Genomic DNA, 21,916 nt, shown 5'->3' with positions numbered 1-21,916 from the left:
TTTGAACCATTTACATTCGTATCGTCATTAATCGTCTTCCTTTTTTTCATCATACTATGCTATAACGTGGCAACTATCAAAAAGGAATTGGTCAATCAAACCAAGTTGCAAAGCGCCATCCTTCGGAGATTGGAGTCGTGGAATGACCCAAAATCCGTACAAAGTGCTGCCGAAGGCCTACCCTTTTACTTGTTTATTTATGACTCCAAAGACCGTAAGCTACTATTTCGTAACATTAACACGAATGGATATGAAACGATGCTCGCAACGGCGCAATATGCGACATCCATGACATCCAAAAAGTCAATCGTTCATCTGGAAATCATCCGGCAAAGTGGCATTACCAACACGATGGAAAACGTAGAACTTACGCTAAAGTCAGTTGTCGACAATTACATTGACATAGCAGATTATGTAGCCTAACTGCACCCAGAATTTATTGTCAATTTTTACCATTTGGTAAATGGAGTATATATGAGAAGCAGTACCTTTCGCCATGCATACCATGATTGATTTCATTCTACAATTTGGCATCTTGAATCAGCAGCAGATTGATTTGCTATTGAGTAAGGCGCAGACTATAGAATTGAAAAAAGAAGAATACTTTTCCGAGGCTGGAAAGATCCCCAAATATTTAGGATTCGTGATAGAAGGCGTGTTGCGTTTTTGCTACTACAATAACAGGGGCGAAGAAATCACCAACTACTTTATCGATGAGGATAACTTTGTGGTAGACAACCAGAAGTTTGAGAGTCAAATAGCAGCTTCCGATTACATCCAAGCAGTGACATACTGCAAGATATTGGTTTTTAGCAAAAAAGATTGGGACGAGATCTCCAACACGATCATTGGTTTCCCACTAATTCAAGCCAATATTGTGAAGAAATGTTTGACCACGGCGATGGATCGAAGAAGTCCTTTAATTTCCGAAGATGCCACCACCCGCTATTTATCATTCATGGAATCGTTTCCAACACTTCTTAATCGAATACCCCTGTCCTATGTCGCTTCTTATCTAGGCATTACACAGCAATCACTGAGCAGAATACGAAAAAACATTCGTTAGCATACCTTTTTACCAAATGGTAAATAGCTTGTAGGCTCTGTTCCCAATATTTGTCTTATTCATTTAAATATAAAAAGATGGAAAAGAAAATAGTTTTGATAACAGGTACAAACAGTGGCTTCGGCTGGCTCATGGCACACAGCGTTGCCGCTCTCGGGCATCTTGTATATGCGACGATGCGAGATACAAAAGGCAGAAATGCAGATAAGGCGGCGGCATTATCCGCGGTAGAAAATGTAACTGTCTTAGATGTGACGCTCACAGATGAGCAAAGCGTAAAGCAGGCCGTGGATACAATAGTTTCTACAACAGGCCGTATTGATGTTCTGGTGAACAATGCCGGAGTTGCGATCAATGGCGTAGCCGAAAGCTTCACCTCAGATGATCTACAATCCTTGTTTGATGTCAACGTATTTGCTCCGTGGCGATTGATCAAGCAGGTTTTGCCGGCTATGCGAAGCCAAGCTGAAGGCTTGATCATCAATGTAACCAGCGGATTTGGCCGCGTTTCCTTCCCTTTCTCTACGATGTACAGCGCATCGAAGTTTGCCCTAGAAGGAATCAGCGAAGGCTTGCATTACGAGCTGCGTCCTTTAGGCGTCGATGTAGCCATAGTAGAGCCCGGCGCTTTCCCTACCGAAATGCAGCAAAAAAATAACTTAGGTTCGGATGCCTCTGTATATTCCGGTTATGGCGCTATTGCGGAAATTCCTACGAAAATGACTGGCGCGATTGGCAGCCTGATGGAGAAACACCAGCCGAATCCACAAGCCGTGGCAGATGCTATCGTCCACTTGATTGGCTTAGAACATGGAACAAGACCGTTAAGAACGGTGATAGATCCAATTACTGGACATTTGATTGAAGCCGCTAATCAGGCTACTGCCAAAGAATACAAAAAAGGATTAGAACTTTTCGGCCTTGGCGAATTTCTGTATTAGAAATATAGCATAATCTGTCCATTTTTTAACGATTACAGGTAGTGATGAGGTGTATTCGGCTAAAGATTTACCTGATCACTACTTTGTAATTTACCCGCATCAACTTTTACCAGAATCACTAAAACAACCGCAACTGCCTTCCCTCTTTTGGAATTGATTCGGGTTCGGCAAAGTTGGACATCGTGACCCCTAAAAGTCGTACTTTCAACCCTTCCACATCGACTTTGTCCATCAGCTCTTGCACAAGCTCATACATTGCAGTAGCTCCATCGATTTCGTAAAACTGGGTTTTGCTACGGGTAATTTGCGTGAAGTCCGAAAACTTAATTTTCACCGTCACTGTTTTTCCTCTTTTATCTTTAGCCTCTAATCGCTTTTCCAGTTTTTCGCAAAGCGTTTTGAGTTCCTGCATCATTTCGTCTTTGTCGGATATGTCCGCCGAGAAGGTATCTTCAATACCAATCGATTTAGAAATACGATTTGGTCGCACCGGACGATTGTCATTGCCGCGCACCATGTGATAAAAGAAGGTGCCCGATTTGCCGAATTGTCGATTAAGATCGAACTCCGAAAAACGCTTCAGGTCCGCCCCAATATGTATCCCCATACCCTTCATCTTTTGCGCTGTCACCTTCCCCACCCCGAAAAATTTGTCAATCGGCAAAGATTCTAAAAAAGGAATCACTTTAGACGGACCAATAAAGGTCAGGCCGTCAGGCTTCTGAAAATCAGAGGCAATTTTAGCAATAAATTTATTGACCGAAACACCTGCGGAAGCGGTTAGGTTAAGCTCGCGTTTAATCGCTTCTTTGATGGCTTTGGCAATGTCGATGGCAGAGCCAATGCTCGCCTTATCTTCCGTCACATCCAGATACGCTTCGTCCAGCGATAAAGGTTCGATGAGATCCGTATACCGCCGAAATATGGCTCGAATATGGTCAGACACTTGTTTGTACACCTCAAAGCGCGGCTTGGTAAATAATAGATGTGGGCATAGCTGCAATGCTTGTCGAGACGACATGGCGGAGCGCACACCAAACTTCCGCGCTTCGTAACTCGCTGTCGCCACCACGCCGCGCCCATCCGGCGAACCACCAACCGCCAGCGCTTTGCCACGCAACTCCGGAAAGTCACGCTGCTCTATAGACGCATAGAATGCATCCATATCGATATGGACAATCTTACGTCGATTTTCTGGTGAAGGCAGCATCACTCCAAAATTACGAGAAAAATATCAAGTGGCATATGCCACACGACAATCTACTTCAAGCAGAATAAATACGTCTTCTATTAACGATCACAGATCATTTTGACGCTTCTTTCTGTTCACCACGATGAAGAGCGTGATACCAAAAAGTAAAAAAGGAAGACTCAAAATTTGGCCCATATTCAAGAACATATCTTTTTCAAATAATTCCTGATTCAGCTTAAATTCTTCTAAAATAAATCGAAATGAAAACATACTCATGAGCATGATCGCGAATAGATTACCTTTCCGAGCAATCACTTTAGTTTTGGATAGATATAATAAAACGACGAAGACCAGCAAATATGATATGGCTTCATATAACTGAGCGGGATGCCGTGGAATATGATCATAGTGAGTAAACAAAAATGCCCATGGCACATCGGTAGGGTTACCAATCATCTCTGAATTAAATAGATTACCTATTCTAATCAGCCCAGAGGTAAGTGGTACGACTAAAGCTATTCTGTCTGCCAACCACCAGAAATTAATCTTGTTTTTTCTTGAAAAGATCAATAAGGCCACCAAGATCCCAATAGCTCCACCATGACTTGCCAATCCCCCTTTCCACACCGCAACAATCTCGACAGGATTTTCCATCACTTTTGAAAACTTTATCTAAAATTTGGTAACTAAGAACCAAACCTGCTAACCAAAATAAACCATACCATCGCACCGGTCGGTTAATCCATGGTATGCTAAATAAATCAGGATCAACATCCCATAGGATGTATTGAAGTAAAGAATTGAACATTGTTGAGATCGTGATTAAGCTATATGATCAAAGAAGATAAAAATTAGCGTATTAAAAAATATGAAGCAGGCCATCATAAAGGACTAATATTTTACATAATGTTCCATCAAATCACCAAGTCTGACGCAAGTTAAAGACAACCTTTGGTTAATTAAATTAAAATTTAACATCGTGCATTTTAATCAAAAAAATATTAATTTTAAAGATATCTATAGGCGCAAATAAAATTTAGCGAAAAAACGAGTACATAACAACACAAACAATTTCTTTAGACAATAACATAATGGTAAAATGATGATTTAATAGAAGTCAATAAGGATAAGATATTCAGAATTTACTTAGCTACGTATGAAAACAGTAATCCTCTGATAATTGATTTGTCCACTTATTTATTATCAAAGTAAGAAACAAATCTATTGTTAAAAACATATTAACTAATAATCATGAAAAAGGGTAAAACATCAGTTGGAACAAGAGCACTTTTGATCTTTTTAATAATAGGCTTCCTAATTTATATTTATAACACATGTTCGTAAGCAGTATTGAACTAGTTGTCTGACATTTTGATTACACGTTCTTGAATATGCAGGATATTACGTACAGCCACTGTCCATTGAAAAGCCAAAATATTGACCAATGAATATAATATAAGGTTGCGCTACAATGATTATCTCTTAGCGATGGCGTTAAACTAAAATTTTAGAATGGCTAGCTTTAAGACATTCTCTACCAAAACACTTTTTATTATATACGTTGAGTTACCCAAAGCCTGCAGCTATCACTTCCGCGCACAGCTTTTTCACTTGCAGAGAACAGAAAAACGCACCTATTTTCGGGCAATACGCGCTCTTACGACCACTGAAATTAGTACGCAAATCCTGTCATTTGTAAAAAATTTTAACAAACATTCGGGCGTTCACAAACAAACCTTTTCCAGCTTTAAGAGTTAATAAAGCAAGTTGGCATCCTATGCAGCTTACCAAAAACAAATACGGATGGAATACATACACCTGATCGAAAAAACAAGCAGCCCCTTCTGGGCTTTTGCCATACACGACGGACATCAAATAGACGATGCGCTTCTACCCTTTTTAGTAGCAGATGATGATACCCGACTGCGCGAAGAAGATCCGCAGACTGGCACATTAGCAGAGTTGCCTTTCAACCGATTTATATCTGCGACTTCCCGTTTTCAATTGGATCTCAATCGGATTCGGAAAGATGCCGTTTACCTTCGGCCAGAGCAAGCTTGGGGCATCTCCGTGTGGAATGAGGATTTGCCGACCGATTTGGTCAATACCTTGTACGAAACCCATGATAGCATGTATGAGCAAATTGATGCCTTAATTCAAGATACCATTCAGCAATACGGTTATTTCGTGATCTACGATATTCATAGCTACAATGCCAAGCGCAACGATCAATTTGAAGAAGTGGATAAGGAGCAAAATCCAGAAATAAACTTGGGAACTGCGCACAACAACCCCAAATGGCGCGAACTGATTGAATCCTTCATCACCTCCGTTCGAAAGCAAGATGTGGGCTTACCAGCGGTTGATATTCGGGAGAATGTTAAATTCAATGGCGGTTATCTCGCCAAGTATATCACAGATAAATATGGCGCATATGGCTGTGTACTTTCTATAGAATTTCGGAAGGATTTTATGGATGAATGGACGGGTCAACTCTATCCAGAACAGCTGCAGAGCTACAAACAATTACTATTACACACGACTGATACGCTAAAGGATTACTTTGCGAATGAAGAACGAAAATAGTATTCTAGAAGGCATATTGCAGAATATCCACATGAAAACACCTTTTCATGTGCAGTTGCCTACGAAAAATAAATTGGTCTTCAACAAGATCGTCCCCTACCTATTTGTGTACCGCGTGAGCGAAAAAGAAGATCCCATGCTCGCAGAGCTGGTGAAAACAGAATATGCGTATCTCGCTATTCACGACGCGACATTCCCAGTACAACAATGGTTGGAACCCATTGCGCAGAAACTGGTCGAAGAATTTGGCGGTTGCCTCATTGTAGAAGCATGGGTAGCACCTCCTACGCAGCGTAATGACATCGATCTGCTGATCACCAGAAAAAACATCCAATCAGTTGCGCAGTATTTGCTAAAACACATTCACGCGGAGCGCACTGCTTTATCAGCGGAAGTAATCACGAGTACCAAAAACACAGGACCAGAAGACGCAGTACCACTCATCGATCTCAAAGAGAAAAAAAATAGCCAGGTACAATACATTGGCTTGCGTGTAAAGGACACCTATCTGCATGGAAAACACGAAATCCTGCCGATACTCATGCGACAATTTCGGGAGACACTCTCCAAAAGTTTGTCCAGCACTTTTTTTGAGTTCATCCGAATTCATACCACCGCAAAGCCCACCGAGTTTAAGATTACACATCAAAATGAAATCGCTCCGCTAGTCTGGGAGATCGATCAACAACTGGCAAAAGAAAGTCAACGCTTTGATTTCCTGTTGCTAATCACGCCTGTGAATGCACACGAGGCTTGGTTGCAGTTCAAAAAGGATAATTTTCGCAAAGCACCGGCATTTCAATATCGGCCGATGCCGATCGATCCAGACATCATCAAGCGCAATTTGTACAATCTCCGTATCGAAGACTTGTACGACCCAACGATTGCCTATCTGTTTCGAGACAAACGTAGGGAACTTGATGCGATGATGACCATGTTGAGCGAACGCGGCAAAGAAGGTTTCATGTTAGGTAGTTTACAGATTTTTGGTAATGTCGCCGAGAGCTTACTCGATAAAGCTAAAGCCATCCTGACGATTACCGAGGAAGACACAATTGTGCGCACCAATTCGCAAGATATTATCTATGCGAAGGAATTTGCCGCAATGGCGGAGCAAGAGATTCAATATCTCAAGGCACAGCATCCAGAATTTAACACAACTGTGCGCTTGCGCGATGATATTTCTGGCGTGATGGTCAACCAAGGCATGCTCAACATCAGTAAACAATACAGTTTGCCACGCAATCGCGCTCAGGCGTTGATACAACATGAGGTCGGCACGCATATCGTGACTTATTTTAACGGAAAACAACAGCCTTTCAATCTCTTCAAACTAGGTGTACCGGGTTACGAAAAACTACAAGAAGGATTAGCCGTATTGTCGGAGTACATGGTGGGCGAATTGACGAACGCGCGGTTGCGCATCTTAGCAGGCCGTGTTGTAGCGGTATATCACATGATCGCCGGCAATAAATTCGTTGATACGTTCTCTATGTTAGTCGAGCGGTACAATTTTGATCATGAAACCGCTTTTCAGATGACCATGCGTGTATACCGCAGCGGCGGATTGACCAAAGATGCCTTATACCTACAAGGATTGATCGAGTTGGTCAAATACATCAAAGAAGGTCATGATATTACCTTGCTTATGATGGGAAAGATCCGAAAGGAATACATTCCCATCATTCAGGAACTGATGCTAAAAGGTATTATAAAACCACCTTCACTGCATCCGCGCTATTTGGAAGAGCCCTATATACAAAAACTAGAAGCGCTTAGAAAGAGTTCTGGCATATTTAAAATGATTCAATAAGTAAGAGCGCATATATCTCATTTCGTATCGTTTTTATTCACTTCGATCGAAATGCCCTATCATTAACATTATAATTTCGGCATGAAAATAGCATTTGTAATCAATCAGACCCATAAAGAAGAGGCGTACTACACCACGACCTCCTTAGCATTGAAAGCGCTGGAGCGCGGACATGAAGTATTTTATATCGGTTTAGCCGATTTCTACTACGATCCAGAAGTTGTCGTCAGCGCACATGCGCGGCAAGTATCCCCGCACGAGAGCATTCACGACGAATCTGACTTGATTCACGTGGTGCGCCAAACCGAAAAAACCTTGGTTAACCTCAAGCAGATCGATGTACTTTGGCTTCGTTTTGATGCAGCAGATGAAATGATTTCGCGCCCGTGGGCGGCCGCAGCCGGTTTGCAGTTTGCCGAATTGGCACAGCAGCAAGGTGTTTTTGTGATCAACAATCCGGAGGCACTCACCAGAGCTAGCAACAAATTGTATCTGGAAAACTTTGATGAAAGCATTCGCCCAAAAACCATCGTAACGCGAAACTATGCCGATGTCCAAAACTTCTTCAATAAAAACAACGAGAAGATCATCCTAAAACCATTGAAAGGTTCGGGTGGAAAGAACGTATTTCTAATCAATAAGGAAAGCGCCCAAAACCTGAAACAGACCGTAGAAGCGATCGCTCGAGATGGCTATATTATCGCTCAAGAATACTTGCCAGAAGCCAGTAAAGGCGATCTTCGCTTCTTCCTGTTAGACGGCAAACCTATTGAAATCAATGGCCAATACGCCGCTGTTCGCCGCGTGCAACCGGAGAATGAAATCCGCAGCAATGTGCACCAAGGGGCTACCATGCATGCTGCCGAAATCGACGACAACACGCTCAAGGTGGTTAAACTTGTAGCCGATCAATTAGTCAAAGACGGCATGTACTTGGTAGGCTTAGACATTGTAGGCAGCAAGATTATGGAAATTAATGTATTCAGCCCAGGCGCTTTGCAACAAGCGTCTGAACTAACAGGTCAGGATTTCATCTCCGTCATCATCAAGGATATCGAACATAAAATTCATGATCGTAAAAAATAAATATGACTAAAATTGGGCTGGTATTTCTGTTGGTATGTGTCCAATTGATGAACTCATGGAATGTGCTTGCGCAAACCCTGATCATCAATGAAGCGACACCGCAACATGAGATAATTGCCGGTGCCAAGGTGAGTCTTGCCGCTTCGGCGGGGTTCGAACCGGCTACCAGCTTCACCGGTCTTCAAAATTTGGAAATGCAAAGTACCATTATGGTACTCGAGGTAACCACACCTTACCAACAATATATTGCGCAAGCTATCCCTATGGTGATTAACAATGATAAATCGACCATGGTGGAGCATGCGCAATATATGATTAATGATCTGCCAGCTCGATTATATGTGGGCACACAGAAAGGAGATTCCGACACCGCGATTTTTCAGCGCATCTTTTTGGTATTCGGCAATGATAAAGAGACTATCGCACTGAATTGCCATTATCCATATCAACCAGGCGGAGATTTAGATAGCGCAATAATGCAAACCATTTTATCCGTACGTTACCATCCCGATGCGGTGGTTGATCCGATGAAAAACATGGGGTTTATTATCAATACCGCAGGCACTTCCTTTCATTTCAGTCGAAAAACGGGTTCTGCTTTGCAATACATGCAAGATGAAAAAAATAACTGGTCGCCTGCCGCATTTTTTATCGATCGCAAATCGCTACCGACAGAGGTAACGGATAGAACAACATTCATGCTCAACCAAGTGCAAGCTATTTTTGAAGTAGACTCAGTCCTATTTGCTCGTCCATTGCATATAGACGAATCTTCGGGCGAGGAAGTCATGGCCAATTTACGCAGCAAAAGAAATGGTGAAATTACCCAAGCTTATTTCATCACCCGATTTGATACCAACAGAGCGTACTCGATGATCGGGTATAATATCAATGCGAAGGCGATGGAGGAGATGAAAATCATCTTTCGAAGCCTAGAAGTACACTAATATTGCTGCATAAGAGATTCTTTCCTTAATTTTGTCGCATGTATAAGATTTATCTACTTCTATTTCTGGGCTTTTTGCTTCATGGGCAGTCTGCTTCCGCGCAGTCTGCAGAAGAAAAAGTAAACCGGGCTTTATATAATCAAATTGAATATTTGTTTAATACTCAACAGGCTGATTCCATCTACAATTTGGCGAATAGTACTTTTCAGGCGCAGATCTCGAAAGAACAACTCACCACCATCTTACAACAGTTGTATGCGTTGGGAAATATTAGAAATGCAGAGCAAATTAAGTTTGAGCGTGGTATGGCGAGTTATCGGATAGATTTTGATACCGAGCGACTTTTGTTTGTTCTGGGAGTAGATAGCACCAATCGGTACCACACGATTTTGTTCTAACAGTATAAGGAAGATCCAAAAACGGCTGTAGCACGAGAAACGGCACTAAAAGATACGGCGGCGCCGGTAGTAGCAACAGATCCATTTGAGTTTAAGTTGCAGAATATTGCCAAAAGCTATACGCAAAAAGCAAATGCCCGCTCCCTAGCGATCGGTATTATACATCGTGGAAACGTACAAAAACACTTCTTTGGCGAAACAGATAAGGACAACAAGACCTTACCGACTGACGAAAGTATCTATGAAATCGGATCGTTAACCAAGACATTCACCGCAACGCTGTTGGCTGATCTAGTCGAGCGCAAAGTGATTACATTAGATGATAGCATCGTTAAATTCCTACCAGATTCGATCGCGAAAAATCCAGCGTTGCAAAAGATCACATTCCGCAGCTTGGCCAACCATACATCAGGATTGCCACGCCTGCCAGACAATTGGAATACAGCCGGATCATTTGTAGAGGCAGATCCGTATGCGCACTACGATCGGAAGGCACTTTTTTCGTATTTGCGGCACGCAAAGCTAGACCACGAGCCCGAAACTGAATATGCGTACAGTAACTTGGGTTATGGCTTACTGGGTGAATTGATGGCCATTATTTCTAAAAAGCCTTTTGAGACATATCTGAAAGAAACGCTGACGCAGCCGTTGCACATGCGCGCGACGGAACTGAAAGCAGATTCTAAAAACACCAATGTGCTTAAGGTATTTGAAAACGGTGTAGAAGTACCGATGTGGAATTTTCAGGCCATGGCGGGCGCTGGCGCAATCAAATCCACGATTAACGACATGTTGCGCTATGCTATAACGCAACTGGCTACGCCAGAGAATGACATTCAACGCGCTATGGCGGCCACCAAACTATTCACTTTCTATATACCAGAAAATAATATGGATATCGGCCTAGGCTGGCATACGGATTTGGTGGAAGATCAAAATCTGTTCTGGCACAATGGTGGCACGGCAGGAAGTCGCTCTTATATGGCGATCGTCCCCGACGAACGCTCTGCCGTGATCGTCTTATCCAACAGCAATGAGCCACTCGATGAGACCGCCATGGCGATTATTCGAGAAGTCATTAAGAAGAAATAATAACTCTTTACAACACCTTAGCACATTATATTACTTGCTGAGGTGTTGTTGCATATCTTTGGTTGTATTCACACCGTCGTAAAATTGGATCAAAGATCCTTCCTTAGCAGAATAGATATAGCTAGAAGGGAAGTTCTGCGGATCGAAGAGCGTAATAAATTCGCCAGATGGATCATGCAAAAAGGTCACATTCGATTTCTGATCCAAACCTTTGGCATATTGCTCGGTATAGCGATCTACACCTTCCTTCTCGCCCATCGAGATAAAGTAGAAAGAAGTACTAAGGTTCCAGCTTTCCCAATTCTTTGCGATATCATAGCCTAGCTCTTGGCAATGTCCACATCCGGGATCATAAAAAATCAATACATTAATCCCTTCCGTTGACAACGAATCTACCGTGAATTGATTCCCATTATCATAACGAACAAACTGTTGAAATGCGGGCATTTGCTGAATGCTCTGTGCGACTCCGGTACTACTCCACAAAAGAAAAATGAGCGTGGGCAAGATTAAGCATTTGTAAGACATCGCGTTGAGTTAGTGTATATGCTTTAAAAATACGAGTTATTTGGGAGCTTTGCTAGGATTAGAAAGGACTTCGCTGTAAAGATATGGCTACTTTTTTGAGATTGCGGTAGTGCCTGTATGTACTATTGCTACCATAGTCATGGCCAAGCCAACCGCAGCGTTAAAACCAGACAGTCAACCTAAATAGCACGTAAAAAACTGTTCACCGCTATTCCGCTGTTTCTCGATTATCTCCGGGTTTGTCGGGTTTATTTAGGTCTTTTTCCTCCTCTGTCAGCGGTGCTGGCGGTATTTCCTTCACTTCTTTCTCCGTCTCGGTAAGCTCTACATGAACTGCGAACTCAGATGGCTCAATCGGCACGTTGTGGAAAGTCGCATACTCACGCGTGTATACCGCTCCAAAATATAAGATCGCTGCTGTGTAGTACACCCAAAGTAAAATCAAAACAATTGCACTTGCTGCGCCATAAGTAGATTCGGTATCCGAACTATCTATGTAGAAGCCTATACCAAACCGACCTAATACAAAAAGTAAAGCGGTAAATAATGCCCCAGAGGTAACCGTTTTCCATGAAATAACGACATCGGGCAATACCTTGAAGATCACCGCAAACAAGATAAATACAATCCCAAAGGAGATCAAGAAGTTCAACCCACTGACAAGAAATACCGTACTATCTGGCAAGAAGCGTTGCAATTGGTCTGTAAATGCCAACACCGCACCATTTATGACCAAAGAGACCACCAACAAGAATCCTAGACCAATCACTAGAGACGACGACAGCAAGCGATCTTTTAGCATTTTTAACCAGCCCTTTTTTACTTTGGGCCGCACATGCCAAATCTTATTGATGGAATTTTGAATATCCCCAAATACCGTTGTCGCACCAATTATGAGCGTGACGGCACTAATAACCAAGGTAATGCTCGATTTGCCCGACAGCGAAAGATTTTTGATGACTTCATGTACCTGCAGTGCCGCACTTGCCCCTACCAAACCCCGCAATTCTTGAAATACTTTGCCTTCAATCGCATCTTGGCCTAGGAATATGCCGGCCAACGAAATCATCAAGACTAAAATGGGACCAATGGAGAAAACGGTATAGTATGCTAAGGACGCACTATATTTGAGACAGTCTTCTTCACCAAAACCCATTCCGGAATTCTTTAAAATGGAAAAGTGATCTTTGAATACATTGCGTTTCGGTTGAGATGCTGTTGCCATAGTCTTGTAGATATAGGTATTGAATGTTTTATGATAGTAGATGTTGTAGGTTATAACCTAGTTTTCCGCATAAAGGTTCGTTGTGACGCACAAAAAAACTAAATAAAGACGTTCTAGAGTAGATTCGGGCATCTACTCGTACAGATTCGGAGCATGGATGCCCTTTTTTTCATATTGCGCTTTGTTCATTTCAAAGTGCATTGTCGTCATCATATTGAGATACTCTTTTAGTGGTGATAGATCATATTGGCTTCTTAATGCATCGACATTCGCAGAGTCTATCAATCCATATTTAGGAAAAGCTCTACCTGTTGTGACAACTTCATAATCTACCTGCGTTCCAAATTTTTGCTTCTTCTGGGCATTAGTCTGCACACGATCATACAGGTAAGCAAAATTTTTGGCGTTGGCGTTGCCTTTGCTCACTTCTTTCTCCATATCCTTCAAGATGCGCTTCTGAAAATCAGGAAACTCGTCGCAGTGCTGCACTAAGAGCCAGAAATGTGTTGCCCCTTCTTTGTCGACCTTATCAAAACCTAAGAAACCATATTGCTCGTACAATACCTCTAGCCTTTGCTTATTGGCGGTAAATACACTGTCTTTAAAAGCTTGCCAATCTTCGGTATTCCACAATTTATAGTCACCTTTTGGTATATTGGCCGCGATCTGATCTGTTTGTACCATCTCACGCAGCTCTTTCTTTAAGGCCATCTTTTCATTCATATCCAGCTGCTTTTTATTGGCGCAAGACAAGAATAATACACAAAGTGGGAGCCACGAAAATTTACCTATTGATACGGTCATAATTAGCGTTTTTAGGGATAGTAGATGTTATACAGACTGTAAGGTAGTTATTTAATATTCTTATAGAGAAATGATTACGGATTGTCGGATCATGATTTGCTGACTGCTGACGAATTTACCGCTTACTTCGATATTCCGGTAGAGGAAGTCCGCAAGCATCTCAAATGATACGGCTGCTCTATAGCAAAAGACAAAATTATCTTGTATTAATATAGTCCTATATTAGCCCTATTATCTATAGCAAATAGGTAGTGGGATTATTAGACACCTTGCTCATGAAAACTGATATTCTTAGTCTTAGCGATATAAAACTTTTAGTTGATTCATTTTACGATGAAGTACAAAAAGATGCGCTAATAGGTCCTATTTTTCAGGCTACTATTCGCGAATGGCCGATACATCTGGAAAAAATGTACACCTTTTGGCAAACGCTTCTATTGGAAGAACAGACGTACCATGGCAATCCATTTCCGCCGCATGCACAGATGCCGATAGACAGTACGCATTTCGAACGCTGGTTATCAATCTGGTGCCACACCGTCAACACGCATTTTGAAGGAAAGTTGGCCGACGAAGCAAAATGGAGAGCGAAAAAAATGGCTACGATCTTTACCTCGAAATTAAAGTTTATGAGAGGGTGATGCTGGGTTTAGCCAACCAGGGGTACCATTGACTATGTTGTAAAATACATTTATGAATGTTTTATTAAAACGTTACCTTTCTTTCTACCTCGTCCTGCGGAGCGTCAAAATTTCTTCACGCTTCGCTAAAATTTTTTACATGGTAAAAGAAGAAGTCCTGCGACTAAGAATCAGTCTTGAAGACAAGCAAATTATCCAATCCAAGGCGGATGAGTATGGACTAAAAGTAAGTGCCTATGCTCGTCAAATGCTACTGTTCGGCAAGGTTATCAAAGTAGATCCCCAAGACTAGCGAACGTTGAACGGCATCGCGAACAACTTGAACCAATTGACTAAGTATTATAAGCATAATTCCATAAGTCTAGTCGCCTACGATTAGCATCTGCTAAATAAACTCTTTGAACTAAAAGTCCCTCAAAAGCATTTCATATACATTCCCAACAAGCACTTACCTTTTCGAATAAATCATACAGCGATAGCTGGTGACTTTCCCTTCTAATCAGGAATATAAAGATATTGAGGCACCAGACAGCGCTGATTTTGCTACTTATTTATAATAATTAATCAATTGCACACCAAAGCCTTCACTATCAAGTACAAGTTCTGCACTTTCCAGCGCACCACCATCTTTATCTAGAATAGAAATTTGTACTTCGCTCCCGGTTGTCCTTCATCGATCGAGACAGAAAATCCAGCACCTTGTACGGCATCAATCAATGTGACTGTTTTTCTCCAAGGCGGTGTTACCGTTTCTTCATATTCATCCGGGATGTTGTAAGGATCTGAGATGGTTGGTGTGTACTGCACTTGCGCTACGACAGCAGGTCCTTCCAACAGATACGCGACCTGAAAACTAGAACCAACTCCAGAGTCTTTGGAACAGCTTACTACTGTTAAACAAAATAGTATAAGGGCAAGAGAGACACCTCTATATTTAGTTAGAGCAGCGATTGCAGTAGAAATCATAGTAGAGTTTTTAATAGTGTAGCGTAAAATAACGGAAATTTCACAACTATTCAACGGTTCAATTCATGATTTGATGGTAATTGTGAGCAATGGCGCACTTAATTAGAAAGATTACCATCAAAATGGCTAACAAAAAGATCTAGACTCCGAGGAGTTAATAGAAAACCATCTTGCGATAATAACAAAGGGCTGGAAAATAGTGGTATCACAAACAGACTTATAAAGTCTTAAATTAGCGTAGCTGTACACCAATATATTTCTGAAAGTCTATTCCGATAGGATCAGCGAATGTTTTACTGTCTAGCAATAGCAGACTTTACTCTTTCGAGAAGATGACTTATGTCAAAAGGTTTACTGATAAAATCTGTTGGTTCACAAATACCTTGCAAATCTCCGAGGTATACATGTGCGCTCATGATCACGATAGGGACATTCTCCTTATTGTCTTGCTGCTTCATCTCTTTGCACAAATCTAATCCAGAGCCATCAGGTAACATGACATCGAACAAATACAAATCTGGAAGAATGGACGTATCTCTATTCTTAAAATCTTTGATATTTGAAAATGAGTGTACCATGTAATCTTCTGATCTTAGCAGAATTTCTAACACTTCCCTAATCCCCTCGTCGTCCTCTAATAAAAATATCTTTCTCATAGCCTTTTCTCTTAGAACTTAACATATAATACTACGGTTTAGTTTTAAGCTAGATAATGCATAAATACGGGTTTTGCATTCGTATTGTTTAATACTTTGAAAAAGGTAGTGTAAACCAAAATTCACTTCCTTTGCCCAACTCACTTTCCACACCAATCTTGCCTTCGTGATTCTTAATAATTTCTGCGCTAATGTAGAGTCCTAATCCAAGGCCGGTGAATTTTTTGCCTTCGTAGTTGGCACGGTAGTATCGGTCAAAAAGGTGTTCTAATTTTTCCTTTGGAATACCTGGACCGGAATCTTTAACAGAAATCTTGATTTCTCTAGGATTAGTTTGTCTCACGTCAACCACAATTTCATTAGAATCTGGCGCATACTTTATTGCGTTAGAAATGAAATTCACCAACACTTGGCCAATTTGTTGGCTATCTGCATGTATGTTTAGCGCTTTCTCACCACTTAGTATGATGCGTTGCTTGGAATCACGCGCAATATCTGAACAACACTCATCAAAAAGTTCATCGACCGAAACTATTGACTTCTCCATCTTCATCTGCCCCTGCTCCATTCTACTGGTATCTAGCAGATCATGGATTAAACGGGAAAGATTTTCGAGACTACTGAGCGATTGAGAAATAAGTCTGCTTCTAGACTCTTCCGGTAGCCTATTGTGTGCCCGCTCTAATAGCTGCAATGATGCTTTCAGCGAAGTAACTGGTGTTTTCAGTTCATGGCTAGCAATGCTAATAAAGTCATCTTTTCCTTGAGAAATCAACCGTCTTGCTGTTACGTCCATAAAAGTACCAATGCCGCCAGTCAACTGACCATCTTCATCGAAGATTGGTGCAGCATTGATAGATATATATTGCCGATCTCCATCAGGTGGCTGAACGGCAATCTCTTTATCAAAAACTCGTTTTCCGGTGGTCATCATGATAGTCATCGGATGCTCCTCCTGTGGAAGGGCTGTGCCATCTAAACGTAGATTCTGCCAACGTGGATCATGATAAGTGCGACTTTCAATAGCGCTCAAAGTAAGACCTAATATTTGCTGTGCCATCGGGTTGGCATAAACCAATTGCCCCGTACTATCTACGATACCGACACCCTCTGCCATCGTTTCCAATATTCCTTGTAGTCTTTTTTCACTGTTTCTGAGCGTTTCCTCCAGCTCTATTTTTTGACGAATAGTCTCCTCTTGTTCACGAAGAGCCAATACCTGTGAAGTGACGTCTACTGCAACATCAATTACCCCGGTCACTTTCCCATTTTCAACAAACGGTGTAAAAGTGAAGTTGAAAAAGCCTTCCCAAAGCTCACCATCGCGCAATAATGTCACAGGACTGGAGCTCTGTCCACGAGACTCACCATATTCGTAGGTTTCTATTAGCAGGTCTGCAACTAGCTGCCCCTTAAGTTCAGGCATTTGCTCAAATAAGGGTTTACCAATTATACTTTCATCCCGTCCAAGAATTGCCAGCATAGTCGAATTTATTTTTTCTACAATAAAATCCTTCCCTTTGGTCAGCAGCATAGCTACTGGTGCCTGCGCAATCAGGTTTTGAAAGCCGTGCTCACTGTCGCCTAATTTGTTGTTGAGATCGTGTATAGCATCATTGATGGATTTTAGGTCTACAATATCTTGACTCAAGTGGTCGTTTTCTGTATTTAACAGCTCATTAGATACTTTAAATCCCTTATTGACAGTACCCAGATTTTTATTCCGCTCGGCGAGTTTGGTGTTGATCAACTTTATCGCTTGGTTGTACTCATCCAACTGCTCATTGGTCGACATGTATTCTTCATTCAGGGCACTCAACTCTTCATTTGTTGCCTGCAGTTCTTGCTTTATGGCTTCTTCACTCGCCTCCCTCTCGACAACCTGCTCACGAGCAAGTTTCCGATCGGTCACATCTGTTGCAGTATGTAAAAGGGCGTACGTATTCCCTTTTTGATCTTTTAGTGCTTTATACTCAAAGTCAAAGTAACGCGGAGTCAAAATTCCATTGATGATGATGTCTGCAGGGATTTCTTCACCTCGGTAAGTTTTGCCAGTTCTCCAAACCTCTCGGAGCAATCCCTCAAACCCCTGTTCAATATATTCGGGAAAAATTTCACCCAAACGACGACCAACCAAGTCATCTGTACGGCTCCAGACACTTAGCATTTTTTCATTTGCAATAGCAATATGTAGCTCTTCACTATCATATATTGCCACAGCATTCGGCATGTCGGCAATCACATGCAACAAGCCATTAAAACTCACATTCATACACAACGATATAGTCAACAAATATAATCATGAAAAACCAATTTTCTTAGCGTTATTTATACCAGTTCTTTATGATTTCTAATGATATTAGGGGAGTATTTTTGCTTTATAAAACAAATCGCTGGCGTTCTGCAGGACCAAATTAGTATATGCATCAATAATTACTTATTAAGGTATTCTTCCAGATCCAGGTATAGCTGAATTCTATTTATATTTCTAGAGAAACCTAGAATTCTTGTCGTACTTTTCACTAAACTTAGACGAGGCATAGCCCAAAACTACACTTGACGTACTTTGCCTATAGAGGTATTTAGATGATTGAAAACTAATATATGGATTATCGGCGCAGGATCAGTCAGCTCATTTGCCCCATTGATGATAATTTTCACTATATTGTGTTATCAGAATTAAAACTAAAAAACTACGATATGGAAATTATAATTTTTCTACTATACTTGTCTTTAGTCGCATATGCAATATATCGACTTTTGAATTATGAACCGTTGAGTAGTTCAAATAGAATTTTGTGGATAGTGGCCATTCTTTTATTTCCGTTTATCGGATCTATTGCTTTCCTTGTATACAGCGCCAAATAATCTCGTTCGAAAACTATAACGTTACAGATTAATAAGGGATATCAATTGTATGGATTCATTCAACGATGGAGGCACCCCATTCTTCGAAACGATCAATCGCAAAACTAATCAATTTACCTTTTTGGACATATAGTTTCGCTTCTCCTGAATATCCTATTAGATCGCCCCACATATCACCCATCTCCTGAAAACACTTGTTCATTTTTAGCGGTTGACCTAGCGTAGATTGGACCATATCTAACGAAGTGCCAATGGATATCATTTGAAAGGGAGCTTCTTTTAAACAGCGATTTAGTTCGGCAACATCAACCATAATGCTCTGTCCGAATAGGGTGAAATGAATGGTGAATAAGAATAACAGAAGTATGGATTTCAGGGTTTTTAAATTTAGGGCTTAATAGCGTGAAATCTAAAACAACAACGCCCGAAGCAAAAAGCTTCAGGCGTTGTGCTCATCTCAGCTACTAATTCGTAGCTAGATGAGCAGGGTATTAATTGTTGGATTATTGCATCTGCATATCGCCCATCGGATTCACATTTCTATTTTTCTTAAATAGATTCATATCCATTTTCCCGAATCTATACGAAAAGTTCAGCTTGATCATGCGCGGATTGGATAAGCGATAATAACTCTGGGAGAATCCTTCCCCGTAAGATATAATCGTGTTTCCTCTTGATGCAAAGATATCATTGGCAGACAAAGTAAGCGAGGCCACCTCATTTTTCAAGAAACTCTTTTTGATCGCTAGATCCAGACCGTGATAAGGCTCAATAAAACCTTGGGATGAGCTCTGCGCTAAAGATGGAGGACCAAAGCTTTGCCCTTGGCTCACCGGCATATTGGTTTTTCCTTGGTATTCAAAAGCCAGTTGGATAGTCCAATGCTTTTTAAGGTTGAAGTTGTTATTCAATTTACCAAATACCGTCCATAGTGGATCTTGTGCATTCACGCCATCGCTAACGGTAATTTTCGAATTGTAAAAGTTCAAATCGGCTGTCAGATCCCACCACGGTTTTAGATTGGTCGTATAGGTAAACTCTGCACCATAATTCTGTCCAGAATTTGCATTGATGTAGGTATTGATGAAGTCGGGATTGCCCGTTATCGGATTTATTTCCTGCGCTAAAAACCGCGTAATCAAGTTGCTGGTATGCTTATAATAGATAGTGGCAATAAAGGTACTTTTGTTGCTGCTCCGGCTATAGCTAAATTCTCCAGAGTTCGTGAACTCGGGCACTAAATCGGCATTACCTCGAGTAATATTCAAACTATCCGTATAATCTACGAATGGAATTAGTTGAAAGAAGTTCGGACGATTGACCCTACGTGTTCCACTAATCTGAATCTGGTCTTTATCGGACAGCTTTTTGCTTAAAAATAAGGAAGGAAAAAGATTTAATGGAAAACGGTTGCTAAATGTTTCCCCTGTATTGAGCAAGCGACCATCGTAGGCAGAGCTTTCGACTCTCAATCCGGCTTTGTACGAAAATAGATCTTTCACTTGTCCACCAAGGGATGCATATGCCGCATAAACACTGTTCTTGCTATCATAGTTGGCCGAAGCGGCTTCGATATTTTCAAAATCCGTCTCGCCAACGCGTCGCAACAAGTTTTGATTATTGTTAGCCACGTTATTGATTTGAGCGCGAGCGCCAGTTTCTAATTTCATGCCATTGGCAAATGGTTTGACGTAGTCAATCTGAAAGGTAATATTTTCATTATCGCCATTTCCAAAATTTCGTTGAACTTGCGTGCCCCCGATTTGACCAGCCGCATTGAGGTAGTTAGTGGTGTACAAACCATCCAACTCATTTTGCCCGCCAAAATAATTAAAGTCAGCCGTCAGCTCCTCGCCTTCTGTCGCAAATTTGTGGATCACACCAGCCTGAATTCCACGCGGCTTGAAACTTCTTTCTGTTTCCGCCATTCGATCGCTTAAAGATGATGTGCCCAAAGAAGAGTTGGTAATACGCGTATTCTCCACCGGCTTGAAACTTCCGCCGGCCAAAATTCCCGCTACCGAAAGCGTCGTTTTGTCGGTCAAATCGTAATCCACACCCAATCTTCCAAACGTGATCATACCTTTGGTTTTGCTATCGATGTCTTGCATCACCTGAGAACTCACGTCATTGACTACGCTCGAACGATCGCTGTTACCTTCGGTATTCGTGCGAATACGCATGTTCATGGCCGTTAGGGAAAGATTTAATTTACCTTGTCTAGCATTGAAACTACCCATAAAATTGGAACCGCCTAATCGATCGACACCGGCATTGACCATACCGTTGTAGCCCGTTTTTTTGTTTTTCTTAAGTACAATATTAAGAATACCGGCCATACTGCCGGAGGCATCGTACTTGGCAGACGGGTTGGTGATGATTTCCACTTTTTCAATCACGTCGGCCGGAATCTGGTCGAGGGTCAAAGTTGTTGGTCTACCGTCTACAAAGATAGTCGGCGCTGCATTTCTCAATTTAATATTGCCATCGATATCCACTTGAATGGATGGCATATTTCTCAACACATCAATAGCTGTACCGCCGGCCGATACGATGTTTTTCTCGACATTGAAGACTTTCTTCTCCATATCGATTTCTAGCAATCGCTTGCGCCCCGTTACGGATACTGCGGCAATATCGGTCGCATCGCCTAATAAGGTAATCGTACCTAAATCTTTATTGAAAGCCGCCATCATTTTGGCAATCGTAGCAGCATCTGGTTTACCACCTGCTGGCGGGCCAGCAAGGCTGTCGCGCTTAGGCATTTCGTATTGCACCGGCATCTCGACGGTAGAATAGCCAATGGCGCTTACTTTTACCTTCAGCTTTTCCGTCAAGGGTACATTTTCAAACTTGAATACGCCAGATGAGTTGGACACAGTAGCATGCACCAAGACCTCTTTGCTCGCGCCACTCGTACTATCATCGATTACTTTCAGTAATACAATGGATATTTGCGATAATGCTTCGTCGGTATCGTTCTGGATTTTCCCGGTCAGTGTACCTTCTGGCTTTCCACCAGGTTTATTGGCAAAAGGGTTTTGGGAGTATGCCGCGTACAGGGTACAGGTAAGTACAAGGACTGATAAAAATTTTTTCATGTGATG

The 21,916-nt window shown here is 41.6% G+C and carries 22 protein-coding genes and 1 pseudogene; 13 read left to right on the top strand and 10 right to left on the bottom strand.

What is annotated here, in order from left to right; all coding sequences use genetic code 11:
* Window positions 1–66 precede the first annotated feature (66 nt).
* The 3 genes from AC3IRT_RS04695 (at window position 67) to AC3IRT_RS04685 (ending at window position 2,007) form a co-directional block, all read left to right on the top strand.
* Window positions 67–423 carry a hypothetical protein gene (locus AC3IRT_RS04695; RefSeq protein ID WP_489395275.1) on the top strand — a complete coding sequence of 119 codons (357 nt, stop codon included), beginning with the start codon at window positions 67–69 and terminating at the stop codon, window positions 421–423.
* A 73-nt stretch (window positions 424–496) separates the two neighbouring features.
* Window positions 497–1,066 (top strand): Crp/Fnr family transcriptional regulator, encoded by a 570-nt coding sequence (locus AC3IRT_RS04690; RefSeq protein ID WP_489395274.1) that lies wholly within the window; start codon window positions 497–499, stop codon window positions 1,064–1,066.
* 77 nt (window positions 1,067–1,143) lie between these two features.
* Complete coding sequence (locus AC3IRT_RS04685) at window positions 1,144–2,007, top strand: SDR family oxidoreductase (RefSeq protein WP_489395273.1); 864 nt, start codon at window positions 1,144–1,146, stop codon at window positions 2,005–2,007.
* A 118-nt stretch (window positions 2,008–2,125) separates the two neighbouring features.
* On the opposite strand, the gene dinB is transcribed toward AC3IRT_RS04685, so the two are convergent.
* Together dinB and lgt are read right to left on the bottom strand one after the other, a co-directional pair.
* The gene (gene dinB / locus AC3IRT_RS04680) at window positions 2,126–3,217 is read right to left on the bottom strand and encodes a DNA polymerase IV (RefSeq protein ID WP_489395272.1); all 1,092 of its coding nucleotides are present in this window, start codon (window positions 3,215–3,217) and stop codon (window positions 2,126–2,128) included.
* 87 nt (window positions 3,218–3,304) lie between these two features.
* Complete coding sequence (gene lgt / locus AC3IRT_RS04675) at window positions 3,305–3,853, bottom strand: prolipoprotein diacylglyceryl transferase (protein WP_489395271.1); 549 nt, start codon at window positions 3,851–3,853, stop codon at window positions 3,305–3,307.
* Window positions 3,854–5,002: 1,149 nt separating this feature from the next.
* Here lgt and AC3IRT_RS04670 point away from each other — a divergent pair.
* From AC3IRT_RS04670 to AC3IRT_RS04645, 6 genes are all read left to right on the top strand, one after another.
* Entirely contained in the window at window positions 5,003–5,785 is a 783-nt protein-coding gene (locus AC3IRT_RS04670) for an N-formylglutamate amidohydrolase (RefSeq protein WP_489395270.1), read from the top strand.
* Window positions 5,769–7,598 carry a peptidase MATCAP family protein gene (locus AC3IRT_RS04665; protein WP_489395269.1) on the top strand — a complete coding sequence of 610 codons (1,830 nt, stop codon included), beginning with the start codon at window positions 5,769–5,771 and terminating at the stop codon, window positions 7,596–7,598. Before AC3IRT_RS04670 ends, AC3IRT_RS04665 begins: the two co-directional genes overlap by 17 nt.
* An 81-nt stretch (window positions 7,599–7,679) precedes the next feature.
* Entirely contained in the window at window positions 7,680–8,684 is a 1,005-nt protein-coding gene (locus AC3IRT_RS04660; RefSeq protein WP_489395268.1) for an ATP-grasp domain-containing protein, read from the top strand.
* Window positions 8,685–8,686: 2 nt separating this feature from the next.
* Complete coding sequence (locus tag AC3IRT_RS04655) at window positions 8,687–9,631, top strand: hypothetical protein (protein ID WP_489395267.1); 945 nt, start codon at window positions 8,687–8,689, stop codon at window positions 9,629–9,631.
* Between the two features lie 38 nt (window positions 9,632–9,669).
* On the top strand, window positions 9,670–10,029 hold the full coding sequence (locus AC3IRT_RS04650; RefSeq protein ID WP_489395266.1) for a hypothetical protein: 360 nt from the start codon (window positions 9,670–9,672) through the stop codon (window positions 10,027–10,029).
* Between the two features lie 96 nt (window positions 10,030–10,125).
* Window positions 10,126–11,121, top strand: coding sequence for a serine hydrolase domain-containing protein (locus AC3IRT_RS04645; protein ID WP_489395265.1), 996 nt, complete (start codon window positions 10,126–10,128; stop codon window positions 11,119–11,121).
* Window positions 11,122–11,151: 30 nt separating this feature from the next.
* Here the strand turns inward: AC3IRT_RS04645 and AC3IRT_RS04640 are convergent, their stop codons facing one another.
* The 3 genes from AC3IRT_RS04640 to AC3IRT_RS04630 form a co-directional block, all read right to left on the bottom strand.
* A complete protein-coding gene (locus tag AC3IRT_RS04640) occupies window positions 11,152–11,649 on the bottom strand; it encodes a peroxiredoxin family protein (protein WP_489395264.1) in 498 nt (165 codons plus the stop codon).
* A gap of 208 nt (window positions 11,650–11,857) precedes the next feature.
* Window positions 11,858–12,874 (bottom strand): YihY/virulence factor BrkB family protein, encoded by a 1,017-nt coding sequence (locus AC3IRT_RS04635; RefSeq protein WP_489395263.1) that lies wholly within the window; start codon window positions 12,872–12,874, stop codon window positions 11,858–11,860.
* Window positions 12,875–13,006: 132 nt separating this feature from the next.
* Entirely contained in the window at window positions 13,007–13,678 is a 672-nt protein-coding gene (locus AC3IRT_RS04630; protein WP_489395262.1) for a DUF6624 domain-containing protein, read from the bottom strand.
* Between the two features lie 275 nt (window positions 13,679–13,953).
* Between AC3IRT_RS04630 and AC3IRT_RS04625 the strand changes: the two genes are divergently transcribed.
* The 3 genes and pseudogenes from AC3IRT_RS04625 to mobC form a co-directional block, all read left to right on the top strand.
* The gene (locus AC3IRT_RS04625) at window positions 13,954–14,319 is read left to right on the top strand and encodes a group III truncated hemoglobin (protein WP_489395261.1); all 366 of its coding nucleotides are present in this window, start codon (window positions 13,954–13,956) and stop codon (window positions 14,317–14,319) included.
* A gap of 139 nt (window positions 14,320–14,458) precedes the next feature.
* Complete coding sequence (locus AC3IRT_RS04620) at window positions 14,459–14,611, top strand: plasmid mobilization protein (RefSeq protein ID WP_489395260.1); 153 nt, start codon at window positions 14,459–14,461, stop codon at window positions 14,609–14,611.
* A pseudogene (mobC, locus tag AC3IRT_RS04615) lies at window positions 14,612–14,698 on the top strand (plasmid mobilization relaxosome protein MobC); the annotation flags it as partial.
* Between the two features lie 254 nt (window positions 14,699–14,952).
* Here the strand turns inward: mobC and AC3IRT_RS04610 are convergent.
* From AC3IRT_RS04610 to AC3IRT_RS04600, 3 genes are all read right to left on the bottom strand, one after another.
* A complete protein-coding gene (locus AC3IRT_RS04610) occupies window positions 14,953–15,285 on the bottom strand; it encodes a hypothetical protein (RefSeq protein ID WP_489395259.1) in 333 nt (110 codons plus the stop codon).
* Window positions 15,286–15,578: 293 nt separating this feature from the next.
* Window positions 15,579–15,941: a response regulator transcription factor gene (locus tag AC3IRT_RS04605; protein ID WP_489395258.1), complete on the bottom strand. Its 363-nt coding sequence runs from the start codon at window positions 15,939–15,941 to the stop codon at window positions 15,579–15,581.
* 88 nt (window positions 15,942–16,029) lie between these two features.
* Window positions 16,030–18,213, bottom strand: a complete 2,184-nt coding sequence (locus tag AC3IRT_RS04600; RefSeq protein ID WP_489395257.1) for a PAS domain-containing protein — start codon at window positions 18,211–18,213, stop codon at window positions 16,030–16,032.
* Window positions 18,214–18,545: 332 nt separating this feature from the next.
* On the opposite strand from AC3IRT_RS04600, the gene AC3IRT_RS04595 reads away from it, so the two are divergent.
* On the top strand, window positions 18,546–18,809 hold the full coding sequence (locus AC3IRT_RS04595; RefSeq protein WP_489395256.1) for a PLDc N-terminal domain-containing protein: 264 nt from the start codon (window positions 18,546–18,548) through the stop codon (window positions 18,807–18,809).
* Window positions 18,810–18,864: 55 nt separating this feature from the next.
* On the opposite strand, the gene AC3IRT_RS04590 is transcribed toward AC3IRT_RS04595, so the two are convergent.
* Together AC3IRT_RS04590 and AC3IRT_RS04585 are read right to left on the bottom strand one after the other, a co-directional pair.
* Entirely contained in the window at window positions 18,865–19,011 is a 147-nt protein-coding gene (locus AC3IRT_RS04590) for a hypothetical protein (RefSeq protein WP_489395255.1), read from the bottom strand.
* Between the two features lie 301 nt (window positions 19,012–19,312).
* Complete coding sequence (locus AC3IRT_RS04585; RefSeq protein WP_489395254.1) at window positions 19,313–21,910, bottom strand: TonB-dependent receptor domain-containing protein; 2,598 nt, start codon at window positions 21,908–21,910, stop codon at window positions 19,313–19,315.
* Window positions 21,911–21,916: the final 6 nt, after the last annotated feature.

This window comes from Sphingobacterium sp. KH_072 (assembly GCF_057837975.1).
The sequence above is the reverse complement of the archived record's forward strand: the minus strand, read 5'-3'. Positions and strand labels throughout refer to the sequence as shown.

Excerpts from the sequence above, each read along its gene's own strand:
- AC3IRT_RS04690 (WP_489395274.1), top strand. The coding sequence starts at position 497 with ATGCATACCATGATTGATTTCATTCTACAATTTGGCATCTTGAATCAG.
- AC3IRT_RS04640 (WP_489395264.1), bottom strand. The coding sequence starts at position 11,649 with ATGTCTTACAAATGCTTAATCTTGCCCACGCTCATTTTTCTTTTGTGG.
- AC3IRT_RS04635 (WP_489395263.1), bottom strand. The coding sequence starts at position 12,874 with ATGGCAACAGCATCTCAACCGAAACGCAATGTATTCAAAGATCACTTT.
- dinB (WP_489395272.1), bottom strand. The coding sequence starts at position 3,217 with ATGCTGCCTTCACCAGAAAATCGACGTAAGATTGTCCATATCGATATG.
- AC3IRT_RS04595 (WP_489395256.1), top strand. The coding sequence starts at position 18,546 with ATGGATTATCGGCGCAGGATCAGTCAGCTCATTTGCCCCATTGATGAT.
- AC3IRT_RS04665 (WP_489395269.1), top strand. The coding sequence starts at position 5,769 with ATGAAGAACGAAAATAGTATTCTAGAAGGCATATTGCAGAATATCCAC.
- AC3IRT_RS04610 (WP_489395259.1), bottom strand. The coding sequence starts at position 15,285 with ATGATTTCTACTGCAATCGCTGCTCTAACTAAATATAGAGGTGTCTCT.
- AC3IRT_RS04605 (WP_489395258.1), bottom strand. The coding sequence starts at position 15,941 with ATGAGAAAGATATTTTTATTAGAGGACGACGAGGGGATTAGGGAAGTG.
- AC3IRT_RS04650 (WP_489395266.1), top strand. The coding sequence starts at position 9,670 with ATGTATAAGATTTATCTACTTCTATTTCTGGGCTTTTTGCTTCATGGG.
- AC3IRT_RS04585 (WP_489395254.1), bottom strand. The coding sequence starts at position 21,910 with ATGAAAAAATTTTTATCAGTCCTTGTACTTACCTGTACCCTGTACGCG.
- AC3IRT_RS04600 (WP_489395257.1), bottom strand. The coding sequence starts at position 18,213 with ATGAATGTGAGTTTTAATGGCTTGTTGCATGTGATTGCCGACATGCCG.
- AC3IRT_RS04630 (WP_489395262.1), bottom strand. The coding sequence starts at position 13,678 with ATGACCGTATCAATAGGTAAATTTTCGTGGCTCCCACTTTGTGTATTA.
- AC3IRT_RS04655 (WP_489395267.1), top strand. The coding sequence starts at position 8,687 with ATGACTAAAATTGGGCTGGTATTTCTGTTGGTATGTGTCCAATTGATG.
- AC3IRT_RS04620 (WP_489395260.1), top strand. The coding sequence starts at position 14,459 with ATGGTAAAAGAAGAAGTCCTGCGACTAAGAATCAGTCTTGAAGACAAG.
- AC3IRT_RS04590 (WP_489395255.1), bottom strand. The coding sequence starts at position 19,011 with ATGAACAAGTGTTTTCAGGAGATGGGTGATATGTGGGGCGATCTAATA.
- AC3IRT_RS04670 (WP_489395270.1), top strand. The coding sequence starts at position 5,003 with ATGGAATACATACACCTGATCGAAAAAACAAGCAGCCCCTTCTGGGCT.
- AC3IRT_RS04625 (WP_489395261.1), top strand. The coding sequence starts at position 13,954 with ATGAAAACTGATATTCTTAGTCTTAGCGATATAAAACTTTTAGTTGAT.
- AC3IRT_RS04660 (WP_489395268.1), top strand. The coding sequence starts at position 7,680 with ATGAAAATAGCATTTGTAATCAATCAGACCCATAAAGAAGAGGCGTAC.
- lgt (WP_489395271.1), bottom strand. The coding sequence starts at position 3,853 with ATGGAAAATCCTGTCGAGATTGTTGCGGTGTGGAAAGGGGGATTGGCA.
- AC3IRT_RS04685 (WP_489395273.1), top strand. The coding sequence starts at position 1,144 with ATGGAAAAGAAAATAGTTTTGATAACAGGTACAAACAGTGGCTTCGGC.